The sequence below is a fragment of the Beggiatoa alba B18LD genome (assembly GCF_000245015.1).
In the GTDB taxonomy this organism is placed as follows: domain Bacteria; phylum Pseudomonadota; class Gammaproteobacteria; order Beggiatoales; family Beggiatoaceae; genus Beggiatoa; species Beggiatoa alba.
In genome coordinates, this window is the sequence record NZ_JH600070.1 from 1,527,896 (window position 1) to 1,541,585 (window position 13,690).

General features: G+C 40.3%; 9 protein-coding genes and 1 pseudogene. 6 read left to right on the forward strand and 4 right to left on the reverse strand.

Annotation, left to right across the window (positions count from 1 at the left end):
• Window positions 1–4 precede the first annotated feature (4 nt).
• Window positions 5–2,161, forward strand: coding sequence for a sodium:solute symporter family protein (locus BEGALDRAFT_RS06200; protein ID WP_002684819.1), 2,157 nt, complete (start codon window positions 5–7; stop codon window positions 2,159–2,161).
• A gap of 260 nt (window positions 2,162–2,421) precedes the next feature.
• On the opposite strand, the gene BEGALDRAFT_RS18005 is transcribed toward BEGALDRAFT_RS06200, so the two are convergent.
• Entirely contained in the window at window positions 2,422–4,278 is a 1,857-nt protein-coding gene (locus BEGALDRAFT_RS18005) for a SpoIIE family protein phosphatase (protein ID WP_002684824.1), read from the reverse strand.
• A gap of 119 nt (window positions 4,279–4,397) precedes the next feature.
• Here BEGALDRAFT_RS18005 and BEGALDRAFT_RS06210 point away from each other — a divergent pair, with 119 nt between their 5' ends.
• From BEGALDRAFT_RS06210 to BEGALDRAFT_RS06225, 4 genes and pseudogenes are all read left to right on the forward strand, one after another.
• The gene (locus BEGALDRAFT_RS06210; protein ID WP_002684843.1) at window positions 4,398–4,826 is read left to right on the forward strand and encodes a globin domain-containing protein; all 429 of its coding nucleotides are present in this window, start codon (window positions 4,398–4,400) and stop codon (window positions 4,824–4,826) included.
• Between the two features lie 271 nt (window positions 4,827–5,097).
• Window positions 5,098–5,930 (forward strand): annotated as a pseudogene (locus BEGALDRAFT_RS06215) (IS982 family transposase).
• Between the two features lie 215 nt (window positions 5,931–6,145).
• Window positions 6,146–7,507: a DUF4139 domain-containing protein gene (locus BEGALDRAFT_RS06220; protein WP_002684844.1), complete on the forward strand. Its 1,362-nt coding sequence runs from the start codon at window positions 6,146–6,148 to the stop codon at window positions 7,505–7,507.
• A gap of 18 nt (window positions 7,508–7,525) precedes the next feature.
• Window positions 7,526–8,659, forward strand: a complete 1,134-nt coding sequence (locus tag BEGALDRAFT_RS06225; RefSeq protein ID WP_002684847.1) for a hypothetical protein — start codon at window positions 7,526–7,528, stop codon at window positions 8,657–8,659.
• A 50-nt stretch (window positions 8,660–8,709) separates the two neighbouring features.
• Here BEGALDRAFT_RS06225 and BEGALDRAFT_RS06230 read toward each other — a convergent pair whose 3' ends face one another.
• A complete protein-coding gene (locus tag BEGALDRAFT_RS06230) occupies window positions 8,710–10,074 on the reverse strand; it encodes an SLC13 family permease (protein WP_002684848.1) in 1,365 nt (454 codons plus the stop codon).
• A 176-nt stretch (window positions 10,075–10,250) separates the two neighbouring features.
• Here BEGALDRAFT_RS06230 and rph point away from each other — a divergent pair, with 176 nt between their 5' ends.
• Entirely contained in the window at window positions 10,251–10,973 is a 723-nt protein-coding gene (gene rph, locus BEGALDRAFT_RS06235; RefSeq protein ID WP_002684855.1) for a ribonuclease PH, read from the forward strand.
• 59 nt (window positions 10,974–11,032) lie between these two features.
• Here rph and BEGALDRAFT_RS06240 read toward each other — a convergent pair whose 3' ends face one another.
• Both BEGALDRAFT_RS06240 and BEGALDRAFT_RS06245 read right to left on the reverse strand, forming a co-directional pair.
• Window positions 11,033–12,118, reverse strand: coding sequence for a 3-deoxy-7-phosphoheptulonate synthase (locus BEGALDRAFT_RS06240; RefSeq protein WP_002684857.1), 1,086 nt, complete (start codon window positions 12,116–12,118; stop codon window positions 11,033–11,035).
• 205 nt (window positions 12,119–12,323) lie between these two features.
• The gene (locus BEGALDRAFT_RS06245; RefSeq protein WP_002684858.1) at window positions 12,324–13,454 is read right to left on the reverse strand and encodes a HipA domain-containing protein; all 1,131 of its coding nucleotides are present in this window, start codon (window positions 13,452–13,454) and stop codon (window positions 12,324–12,326) included.
• Window positions 13,455–13,690: the final 236 nt, after the last annotated feature.

Consider the following 13,690-nt stretch of genomic DNA (forward strand, 5'->3'; position numbering starts at 1 on the left):
TACGATGAGTCACGCAACATTTACCTCTCAATTAACCCGCTATTATGCCTTTTATACAGGTGGCTTTATCCTCTTTGTTATTGCTTTAGCTATTGCAGAAAGGCAAGGACTATCAAACCTGTATATAGGGTATGTTTTCATGGGGGCAACCGTTTTACTGTATGCGGGTATCGGCATTATGAGCCGTACTGCGAATGTAGCGGAATTCTACGTTGCAGGGCGCAAAGTGCCTGCGGTTTTTAATGGAATGGCAACCGCTTCAGATTGGATGAGTGCCGCTTCTTTTATTGGTATGGCGGGCACGCTGTATTTATCAGGGTTTGACGGTAACGCCTTTTTATTAGGCTGGACAGGTGGATACGTACTGGTTGCCTTATTTCTCGCTCCCTATTTACGCAAATTTGGACAATTTACTGTGCCTGACTTTCTCAGTGCCCGTTATGGTGGCAATTTTGCGCGGGCGGTGGGCGTATTTGCGGCTATTTTAGTGTCTTTTGTCTATGTTGTTGCACAAATTTATGGCGTAGGGCTGATTACTACTCGTTTATTACAAATTACCTTTGAAATTGGTGTATTTGTGGGTTTAGCGGGGATTCTCGTTTGCTCATTTTTGGGGGGAATGCGGGCAGTGACTTGGACGCAAGTTGCGCAATTTATTATTTTAATTATTGCTTACATGATTCCCGTCGTTATTTTAGCGTATAACCACACAGGCATCCCCGTTCCTCAGGCAGTTTATGGGAGTGTTTTGGAAAAAGTTTCTGCCCGTGAGAAGGAATTAATCGCGGATGATAAAGAAAAGGAAGCGCGTAGTTTATTTAGAAAACAACAGGAAGAAGCAGAAAATAATTTGCGAAACTATCCAGCCTCCTATCAAGCTGCAAAACAAAGATTAGAACGGGAATTAGTGCGCTTAAAAAATCCTCGTGGAACACTGATGGATATTCAAGTTGCCGAAGACCGCTTGCGCATTTTGCGTAATAAACCTGATACACCACCCGCAAGCATACAAACGGCTGAAAAACGCTTAGAAGAACTCAAACAACCCGCAGGCACAGAAAAGCAAATTGAAGAAATAACCGCCGCTATTGCCAGTTATCCAAAATCACCTGAAGAAGCAAAAGCATTATGGACAGTACAAGCAACGGAAGGAAAAGCGGGGGCTACGCCAATTCGTCCCCACGCAGAGCCTTTTTATGGAACAAGTGAAAAAGCCCGCGAAACCGCAAAAATTAACTTTCTCGCGCTCGTCTTTTGTCTCATGGTCGGTACTGCCGCATTACCACATATTTTAATGCGTTATTACACAACGCCAAACGTACAAGAGGCGAGAAATTCTGTTTTTTGGACCTTATTCTTCATCTTCCTGCTGTATTTTACCGCGCCTGCATTAGCTGTTTTAGTAAAATATGAGGTTTATCAAAATCTTGTTGGTACAATGATTGCGGATTTACCCAGTTGGGTGAGTAATTGGAGTCAGGTGGATAATCTCATTCATATTACGGATATTAATAAAGATGGGATTTTACAACTGGCTGAATTTTCCATTGGGGCGGATGTTGTCGTACTCGCAACACCAGAAATTGCAGGCTTACCTTATGTGATTTCAGGCTTAGTCGCAGCGGGTGGATTAGCTGCCGCTTTATCGACTGCGGATGGCTTATTGCTCACGATTGCGAATGCTTTATCCCATGATGTGTATTACAACATGGTTAATCCGAATGCTTCTACCAGCCGTCGTATTTTCATTTCCAAAGCGTTGTTATTATTGGTTGCGGGGCTTGCCGCTTATGTGGCTTCGCTAAAACCTGCGGGCATTTTATTCATGGTCGCGTGGGCATTTTCGCTGGCGGGTGCGGCATTTTTCCCTGCGCTGATGTTAGGTATTTTTTGGAAACGAGCTAATAAATATGGTGCAATTTCAGGCATGTTAGTTGGGTTAGGCGTAACGGCTTATTATTTAATCAATGTACGCTTTTATGGTATGCCGCCATGGTTTGGCATCAGCGACGCAGCAGCGGGTACATTTGGCATTCCTGCGGGGATTATTACCATTATTATCGTGAGCTTATTAACCCCAGAACCTGATAAGAAGACGCAGGATTTAGTGGAACATGTCCGTTATCCGCATTTGCGAAAGATTGTGACGCAGATTGATTAATTTGAGTTTGGCGAGATTTTAAAAGTAAAGCCGAGACCTGCTAGGTTTTTAAAACCTAGCAGGTCTATTGGAACAAACAGAAAGGTCTGCCAGTCCTAAAAAATGTAGGGTGGAATAGCAAAGCGTATTCCACCCTACGATTTATAATCTGTTCTTGCTCTGTTTTTGCAGAATTTCAAGGTGGAATACGCTTCGCTATTCCACCCTACAACATTCAAGCCCTTGTCTTTTTTAAAAGAATCTCGCCGAGCTTGGATTACTTAACGACACCGCTTTAATACAATCAGCGTAATATCATCGTAAATGGTTGCATTACCAATAAAGCGGGTTAAATCATCCATAATAGCTTGTTGTAACAATGAGGCGGAGGCTTGTTTATAACTTTCTATTAAGCTGCATAAACGTTCAATGCCGTAAAACTCTCCCTGTTCGTTTTCTGCTTCAGTAATACCATCAGTAAATAAGACAATTCCTTCATCAATTTCTAGCGTTATTTCATATTCTTTTACAAACGCGGACATGTCTTCTTCAGATAAGCCAATTACAAAACCAAGCTCGAATGTATCAATACGTTCTATCGGCTTATGCTGGCGGATTATCAGCACTTCTTCATGTTGCCCCATTAATCGAGCTTTGCCGTTATAGTAATCAACAAGGAGTAAACTTAAGTTTTTATCGAGTTCCATGCGGCGAACATTTTGGCAAACCATGTGGTTTAAGGCATTCCAAATGGCTTGGGGGGATAGTTGTGCATCATTTGCAAATAAGGCCCTGAGCGCAGATTGCACCATCAGCATAATAACGCCACTTTCTAAACCGTGTCCTGTGACATCCCCAATACCACAGATAATATGCCCATTTTGTTGAAACACATCGCAATAATCTCCCCCAACCTCTGTCGCGGCGTGCATTGCTAATGCAACTTCTAAGTCTGCTAATTGTTGTAATTCATGATTTTTTGGTAAAACCATGCGTTGAATACGGTGAGAGACTTCTAACTCATTTGCCATGCGGGTGTTTTCTGAATATAAATTAGCATTGAGCGAAAGCACTTCCGCTTGCGAGCCTTCTAATGCACTTAATAAGTGGTTAATTTGAATCGTCAATGTTGTTAATTCGTCATCACCAATAACACTCACCCGTTTAGTTAAATGACCTGTTTGGCTAATGTCGGCAACTTCTCTAATCAGTCGCCCTAAGCGATTTAAGACAATTTTTTCAAAAACAAGCAGAATAACCAATAATAAAATGATGCCAATACTAATAATGGAAATAAGGACATATTTAAAATATTTTTGTCCTGCTTGATAGGTTTTACGCGGAACAAGGATGCGGGCAATTAAGGCAGGACTTTTATTGATGTCATAAATAATGGTGTAACCTGCAATATGTTCATAAGAAAGGGCTTTTACATAATCCGCTTGTTGTTTATACATCATCTCTAATGCATGACGAAAATCGATAGGAAGCGGTTTTGCAGAGATGAGCGGATACGTTGTGAGCGTATTTTGTAATACTCGAGAAATTTCCCCCCAATATTCTGAATTAATGATTCTGCCTACGACAAAATAGCCGTTAAAAACACTATTGTTGCTTTGTTCTGTTGGATAAATTGGGAAGGAAGCGAGCCATAAGGGACTTTCAGGCGTGACGATAATGCCTGATGTATTCGCCTCTGTATTCCACGGAGCTTGTAATTGTCCATTTATAATCAATTGCTTTGTGAGTTTATTGGCAATATCTGTTTCTGTGAGGACTTTTTCACCAAATCCTAGCCCATAGACATAATTACCTTGTTTGTTAAAAAACAGCATAAAATCGATATGACTGGTTTCTAACATGGACAGGGTAAGATTAGAACGGATATAAGTCTGGTTTTTATCTTCAACAAATTGATAAGTATCGTCCCAAACTGCCCAAGAAATAAAAGATTGCGCTAGTTTTTCTTGCGTATAATGTAATAAAACTGAAAAGTTATCAACTTGTTGTGTTGTTTCATTTTGTTCGGCTTGTTCTATGTTTGAGTGTAAAATTTCGCTAGAGAGTAAATAGAGAATCGTAATGCAACCAATTAAGGTTGAAGTGACTGCAAGTAGCGTCCTTTCTCTTAGTTTCATTGCGGTGTTCTCTCATGTGATGCATTAACGCATTCTTATTGATACAAGTAAGTCATTAAACATGAAATTAAAATTTGAAGATGATTTGCATGTGTCTTAACTTTAAGGAACTTAATTATATGTTATCTGAAAAAGCAAAAAACATCGTCAAAGCCACAACGCCTATTATTGAGGAAAAAGGGATAGAAATTGCCCAACGCATGTATGATATATTATTTATGCAACATCCTGAGTTGAAAAAATTATTTGCCAACGCGCCTAAAACACAGCCCGCTATCCTCGCGCAAGCCATTCTCGCTTACTGTAATAATATTGATAAGTTAGATGTTTTAACAGCCGCGATTGAAGAAATTACAAACAAACACGTTGCTACACAGGTGAAAGCAGAACATTATCCATTAGTGGGTAATGCAATATTGCAGGCAATTCAAGATGTCGTCGGCAGTGCCGCAACGCCTGAAGTGCTGGAAGGATGGGCAGAGGCATATCAGTTTTTAGCCGATGTGTTAATTCAAATCGAAGCGAAGAAATACGCAAGTTTGTCTTAAGCGATAAATAAGACCTGCTAGGTTTTGAAAACCTAGCAGGTCTTTTTTTGTCTGAATCAGAATTCACAGGATTTAAAACCCTCAAACCAAAAACTAAGGCGAATAAAGTAACCATAACGCGAGTACGGCGAGATAATAGATATAAAACAGAGGATTAATGATAAAAGCAGAATAAAAGCGGAATGGAAGAAATAAAAAGTTGTACCTAAAGGAAAAGTAGGAATAATGGAACATCACTAAACGCCCACCCCCACTTTCCAAAGGTACAACCATGGATATGATAACAACCCTGTTCTGCTCAATCGACGACTTTTGTAAATGGTTTATGCCTTTATGGGAACAAATATTGTTAGAAGAAGGAAATCCCAAGAAAAGTCAGCGAGATGGGACAATGTCCCCGTCGGAAGTGATGACCTTACTGGTCGGGTCAGTTATCAACGGTTTGTTGAGTTATCCCAGTCAGTGATGATACCGCTCAGTGCCTACTTGCACAGTCGGCGGGTAAACTCTCGCGGGATTGCCTTCATTGACTCAACCCCGTTAAAGGTTTGCCACAATCGGCGAATTTCACAACATAAAACCTTTGCAAACCTTGCACAGCGGGGGAAGAACTCTATTGGGGGGTATTTTGGCTTTAAATTGCATTTAGTCATTGATGATACAGGGGAATTAACCTCCTTTTTTCTCACCGCTGCGAATTTTGATGACCGCAAGGGCTTAAGGGCGATGACGCAATTTATTCAAGGTAAGTTATATGGTGACAAGGGCTATATTTCTAAGGCATTAAAGGCTACTTTGAAAACGCAAGGCATTGAATTAATCACGGGTGTCCGTAAAAACATGAAAAAAGAGCCGCTCAGTGAATTTGATACGATAATGCTAAAAAAACGTTCCTTAATAGAAACCGTCATCGGTCAACTTAAATCATTCACTCAGATTGAACATACGCGCCATCGCAGTGTTTTAGGGTTTATGGTCAATGTCGTTGCGGGGCTTATTGCTTACACTTGGAAGCTCCATAAGCCTTCTTTGATGTCTCGTATTCATCCTAAACTTGATGAGCACTTTAATTTGTTAAATCCTTCTCAACCTCTTTTTATTTAAGTCATTTTTCGCCGTACTCGCGTTAAATTAAAATAGCTTCAGCTATTTTATACCTGAAAATACAGCAAGCCTCTGTTTTAGCCTTTGAATCTCGTCGAACTTGTTTTTTTACATCCTCTGTTGCTTTCCCCTTATAGCAAGCCTTTCTTTTAATGACTATAGTTAGTCAACAAATTCATCTGTCAGTATGACAGGCATCTTTTAGAGGAGATAACATGCGTAAAGCGTTATGCACCGCCATTGTTACCGCGCTTTTATCCGTTAATGCTCAGGCAAAAATTGATTTAGTCACGTTGCCGAATCGGGATAAAACTCAGCTAACTATTTATAATAACGAAGATTTAACCCTTGTTCGTGAGCAACGGACATTAACCTTAAGACAAGGGGTTAATAAATTAGAGTTTAGTTGGGCAAATACGTTAATAGACCCAACGTCGGTTTATTTAGACGCTCCACAACATCAAGGCAAAGTCCGACTGTTAGAAGTCAGTTATCCGCCTAATGTTTCAGGGTCTGCCGTTTGGACAATTGAATCACTGATTGCGGGCGAAGTCCCTGTCGAAATTAGCTTTTTCACATCAGGCATTGCTTGGCGGGCATTTTATATGGCAACCCTCGCACCTGATGAAAAAACCATGCGCTTAGAAAATTATGTGCGGGTGGATAATCAAAGTGGCGAGGATTACGCCAACGCGCAAACACGGGTGATTGTCGGACAGATTAATTTACAAGAAGCCGTTGCCGAATTAGCCCGCCGTAATCCGCCGTATGGTTCTCCTTATCCTCTCTCACCACCAGCCCCCGCGCCGATGTTAGCAGCAGGTAATGCGATGATGCAGGATGAAGTTGCGCCTGTGCGTAAAGCAACCCGTTCGGCAATGGTTGCTGCTGAAATGGTTGCACCGAAGGAAATTATTAAGGAAGGTTTATCTGAATATTTTTTGTACACCATTGAGGGGACAGAAACCATTAATACTGGTTGGGGCAAGCGTTTATTGTCTTTAGATGTCGCTGATATTCCTGTTAAACCGTTGTATCGGTATGACGAACATCGATATGGTACAAATACGCAATCTTTCCTGTTTTTCAAAAATGATACCGCACATAAATTGGGTGATGTGCCCTTGCCTGACGGACAATTTATTGTTTATCAACAATTAGTTGAACAGCAACAGCTCAGTTATGTTGGCGCAACGACTAGCCAGTACATTCCTGTTAATCAAGAGGTTGAGTTAAATCTTGGGGCGGCGCGTGAAGTGAAGGTCGAGCCTGTGTTAATGGAATATCACACCGCAAATTATATGTTTGACCGTAAAGGTAATGTGTCAGGGTATGACCAACTGCAAACGTGGCAGATTAAATTGCAAAATAATCGCACTTTACCCGTCGATATTGAAATTTTCCGCCACGTTGAGCACGCTTATTGGACGATTGAGAACCCTGCGGACATCGCCAGCAGTTATGAAAAATTCGACGTGGATACATTTAAGTATCGTTTAACCCTGCCCGCAAATACGGAAAAAGTCCTCACTTATACCCTGAGCTTGCGCGAAGGGGAACGTCGTCAAGTGCGCTAATGTAAAAAGGATAATTGTATGAGAGTTTCAAAAAAAATCGGCATGACTTTATTATTGCTCGGTTTAGCCAGCGCACCGACAGCTTGGGCGCGGATTAAATTAGTTGCTTTGCCTGAACGTGAGGCAACTGTTGTACGTTTAGATAATCCTTACGCGACACTATTAGCGGAGGAACGGGTATTAACCCTACAAGCGGGTACAAATCAAGTAGATTTTTCGTGGAAAGGCGTGGAAATTCAGCCCGATTCTATCCGTTTAACCGTGTTAGATGCCCCGCAAGCGGTTAAAGTATTAAGTGTCAGTTATCCACCGAGCGAACCTGCTTTAGTGTGGGAAATTGCCAGCCCCGCAGGGCAACAGGTACGGGTGCGAATTAACTATTTGTTGAACTATATCGACCGACTTGTCACTTATCAAGCCGTTGTCAATAAAGAAGAAACTGCGTTAAATTTAGCTTCTTTCCTCGTTTTGCGTAATTTTTCAGGGGAAAACCTGCAAACAACCCGTTTTCTATTAGATTACGGCACGGCGTTTGAAAGTAGTGTCCAAACGGGGGAAACCAAGCGAATTCAATTTTTTGACGCGCCTGCTTTACCAATTCAAAAGCGTTTTACTTTTGATGCCAATGTTTTACCATGGAATCCCAAAGAGGTCGGCGATAATGTCGGCATTCCTGTGCATTACGAACTCAGTAACACAGCGGACAAAGGCTTAGGCAAACATGCATTATGGGATGGTAAAGCCCGCGTTTTTAGCGATGATGGACATAACAGCACGATATTTTTAGGGGAAGATAATGCCGATTTTACCCCTGTCGGGCAAATTCTGCGTTTAACCACAGGGCAAAGTCGTGATGTGGTCGTGACGCAAAAGAAAATGAAGGAAGTGATTACTAATGAGAAGCGCAACGACCATAATCAAGTGGTTTTGCATGATTTAGACACGGATATGCAAGTGGAAATTGAAAATTTCAAAGCGCAACCTGCCCGCTTAACTTTGCGTGAACCGATGCCTCAAGAATGGGAAATGTTGGCAAATTCGCATCCGTATGAACGTAAACATAATCAGGAGATTACGTTTGATGTAGAAATTCCTGCCAAAGGTAAAACGCTGGTGACGTATAATTATAGACAGCGGAATATTCAACGTTAATCTTAAGAATTGGCAGTCCTTTAAGGACTGCCAGTACTGAATTTAATCCCTCAATCTGCTAAAAACGCAAACATCCAACCCCAGTAAAATTCTGCGACTAAAAAGACAATTAAAACCCCTAATAAGGTTAATAAACTGCCAAAACCAAGCATTTGTTTAACGGTCACATAACCCCCAGCAAATGCAATAGCGTTCGGCGGGGTAGATATGGGCAGAATAAAGGCAAAACTGGCACAAACAGTCGTAATTAATAGAAATAAATCGCTATTTAATCCCGTCTTCGTGGTGAAAGTATAAATTAACGGTAGCATCATGGCTGATAATGCGGTGTTGCTGGTGATTGTGGTTGTAAAAAAAACCGTGAGTAATGCCATGCTTAGAATAATTAAACTGTGCGGAAAAGCGATGATATGCGTTAAAAATTGTGCAATTTGGTTAGAAAAGCCTGTTTGATGAAAGGCTTCTGCAATTGCAAATCCTGCACCGAATAAAAAAACGACTTCAAACGGTAACTTTTTTGTATCTTCCCATGTCAACACTCCAAGAACAGGCAAAAAGGTTAATAAGCCAGCAGATAATAAAATTCCTTTTTCATTCAAGCCTAACCCATTGTAATAAGGCTGTATGGGGGAATTCAGCAGGAGTAACGCAACAGTCGCAACTAATACGCCTAGTAACCGCCATTGTGCGATGGTTAAACGTTGTTGTTGCGCCCATTCAATAGTAAGATTTTCCTCTTTTTTCAATCCAATAGATAATATCGCAATCATACCTAGCAACATAAAAATGACCAAGGGCAAGGTGAGTACCATCCATTGTACAAATGAAATCATCGGTAAATGATTAGATTCTAAAAAACCTAATAAGATTAAATTTGGCGGTGTTCCGATGGGTGTCGCAATGCCACCAATACTTGAACCGAAAGCAATGGCTAAGGCAAGGCGCGATTGTAATAAACGATTTTGTGTAACAAATACCGCAATCGGTAATAATAATAAAGTGGCTGTTGTATTAGATAGAATCATACTGAGTAAAGCCGTCGTCATCGTCAGAGAAGCGAGCAGTCCGCGTGGCGTTGCTGGAAAACTTTTCACGACTTTATACGCAATGATTTTATGTAATTCCGTTTTTTCCGTTGCAATTGCGAGTAAAAAACCCCCAATAAAGAGAAAAATAATCGAATTGGAATAATTTGCACTGGTTTGATTCGTATCCAAAATACCCAGCATGGGAAACAAAATGATTGGAAATAAAGAAACAACGCCCAACGGCAACGCCTCATTTGTCCATAACGTCAACAAAAGTGTCAGCACTGCAAATAAACGTGCTTGTTCTTCTGTAAAAAACTGAATTGCTACTATATATGCGAGTATTGCCAAGCCTAACGCCAAGAATACACCTAATAATTTACGCATGAGCAAGAAATCATCCTTAATTGAAAAAGAGAGCTATTTCAGCATACATTGCTTACTTGTATATTGCATTTCTACATCGATTCATTCACGTTAAAATAGATAATTTCTTTATTGGCATATTCCACAATTTGCTGATAATTAAACGCTATAACCCATTATTAAATTAAGGAAACATAATGCGCCCCAGTGGTAGAACTCCGCAGCAATTGCGCCCGATTAAAATTACTCGCCGTTACATTAAACATCCTGAAGGCTCTGTTTTAATTGAATTTGGTCATACAAAAGTGATTTGTAACGCCAGCGTAGAAGAACGTACCCCGCGTTTTTTAAAAGACCAAGGCAAGGGATGGGTTACGGCAGAATATGGGATGTTGCCCCGTTCTACGCATCAACGGATGCAACGCGAAGCGAGTTCGGGTAAACAAGGCGGACGGACGCAAGAAATTCAACGCTTAATCGGTCGTGCTTTACGTGCTGTTGTCGATTTACATGCGCTAGGCGAGCGCACAATTACCTTAGATTGTGATGTGATTCAAGCCGATGGCGGAACACGTACAGCCGCAATTACAGGCAGTTATATTGCTTTAGTCGATGCCATTAATACTTTGAGAGAAAAAGGCACGTTAAAAAAGAATCCTATTCATGGCGCAGTCGCTGCGGTTTCTGTCGGGATTTATAAGGGTGTGCCAATTTTAGATTTGGAATATCTGGAAGATTCAGAAGCAGAAACAGATATGAATATTGTGATGAACGATGCAGGGGCTTATATTGAAATTCAAGGTACTGCGGAAGGTCATGCGTTTAGAGCGGAAGAATTACAAACGTTATTAGCCTTAGGCAATGAAGGCATTAAAGCCTTACTGGATGCGCAACAAACCGCATTAGCGGAAAAACTTTAAGGTACAAAAGAAAGGACTGGCAGTCCTTGAAGGACTGCCAGTCCTAGAACCACACTAAACTAACAAGTTACTGTTTCCGCTTTTAAACGCTTCGCTAAAACGCCTTGTAGTTTTTGATTCATATTCCGCAACAATTTTTCTGTGGTTTCCCAATCGATACATGCATCAGTTACAGAAACCCCATATTTCAATTGTGCCAAATCTTTCGCAATCGCTTGATTGCCTGCATGTAAATGGCTTTCCAGCATAATCCCAACAATAGACTGATTACCCTCAATAATTTGATTGGTAATGTTTTCAGCCACTAATGGCTGTAACTCAGGTTTTTTATTAGAATTGCCATGACTGCAATCAACAACAATATTCGGGGGTAATTTCGCTTTGACTAAACCTTGCTCGCATAAAGCAATATTCACAGAATCATAATTGACCTGTTTGCCACCGCGCAAAATCACATGACCGTATTTATTACCACGGGTTTTAATGACGGCTGCTTGCCCTTTTTGGTCTATGCCTAAAAAATGATGGGGGGCAGAAGCAGAATGTAAGGCATTAATCGCAACGTCTAAATTACCATCAGTACCATTTTTAAAACCAACAGGCATGGATAAACCGCTGGCTAATTCGCGGTGTGTTTGTGATTCTGTGGTTCTTGCACCAATCGCAGACCAAGAGAATAAATCGGATAAATATTGCGGTGTAATTGGGTCTAATGCCTCTGTACCTGCTGGCAGACCTAATTCAGCAACCCACAATAATAATTCACGCGCTTTGGCTAAACCTTCCTCAATATGGAAAGAATCATCTAAGCGAGGGTCATTAATAAACCCTTTCCAACCGACGGTTGTTCTTGGTTTCTCAAAATAAACACGCATGACAATAAACAACGAATCTTGTAATTCATCATGCAGTTTTTTCAACCGCTCGGCGTATTCTTTCGCCGATTTCATATCATGAATAGAACAAGGCCCTGTGACGACCATAATTCGATGGTCTTGTCGATCTAAAATGGCTTGTAAGGTTTTGCGCCCTGTGCGTACTGTTTCTGTGCTTTTTGCAGTACAAGGTAATTTTTGTTTGAGCGCGTCAGGGGTAATAAGTAGTTTTTCAGAAACTACATTGACGTTGTTTATATCATCACTCACTTAGACTATCCTCAGTATGCTCGACTGATTGGTATTGCTGAAACAGTAAAGTATAACACAGCTTGTTAAATTTAGGCTTTTATCCACAAATTGTGTGGCAGTAATAAACAATCGGTGATATTTGCCCATACTCAACGCCGAATTTATGGGATTTTGCGCATAGACATATCCCTGTGTTTAGCACGACCAATTATTTTAATGATACTTATAATGTTAAAAGCATTTTTACCCGTTGTTGAATAAAGTTCTCTAAAATTCGCAATCGTTTACTCGATAAGTTATAACGACTATGTTTTTTAAATTTGAAGTTAATCAGTGTGCGTAATTTCTTTTTTTGTTGCTTCGTTATAATGGCTTGTGCAAAAGTTATAAAGTTTTGTCCAGTTGCCATTAAACGGGTTTTTGCGTAGGTTTCTATATTATCTAAGTCGTCATCCATTGCGTAATTGAAGAGTGATAAGCCATTATCAAAAATAGGTGCGGGTTTAATAACTTGATTTGTTTGATTATCTATTAACAAACCAAAATTGCCGAAATGCCTATCTTCATTACAAATGATGGCATCAAATATCAGCATATCTAGTAAGGAATCATAGTAATTTGCGCCTAATTGTTCGTAATAAGCGAAGACAGCAGCCCATCCGCCTGTTGTGATGAGTCGTCCTGTAGAGATGTACCCTTGTGCTTTATCGGTGAAGAGTTGACAGGTTGAACAAAGTTTTTCTTTCCAACAACTTAAACTATAAGTAACCGCGTCTAATCCCATCGTTTGTGCAATTTGTGCAGCATAATATTCTGAATAGGGTTCATTACCTGTATTCGCCGCGCCTGTAGAACCTGCTTTATATAAAACAATTTTGCCCTTAGTGCGTCGCCAGCATTTTGCTAACATGCCGTCTGTTGTTAGTTCGGGGCTGGATACAAACCCCTTGCGCACACTCTCTCCATAGCCTGTATAAGCAATTAAGGCAAGAATTTGGCTAAAGTTATGCTCATATAGGTTGTATTCGTTAAAAGTCTTTTTAAAGTCATCATCAACAACTGAGTAACAGTCATTAAGTGATAAACCTTTGCAAATATCAATAATTCCTTTGGTATCTTGAATACTTAGCCCTTGTTTACTGAGAAACTGTTGCACAAACGCGCGATTTTTGGGAATCACTCGCCGTTTTAACCATTGTAATATCCCTGTTGTACTCGCTTCTAAATCAAGTGGTAAGAATTGTTTATGTTCTGGATAGTCATCTTGAATCGTGACTGATAAACCTTGTATGGGGTCTATCGTCATTTCAAAACGTAATAATGACTTATCAAAATGTTTTAAAAGGTAGCTCATTTGAGGTTTTTAATAGGCGTAAAGTTGCTCGAAACCTTGTTAATTCGGTGTTGTTTGCATGATATATTGAAAATAAAAGTGTTCATTTTATCGAATTTAGATTAAAAAAAAGCAATACAGCGTTACACGCATATCTGAAAAATAGCATTCGTCTTATGATGATGCCTGTGTGAACACTATTATTTATCACACAGGCTTGTTAATAACGCCATGAAGTTATTATATTTGTTATCTTG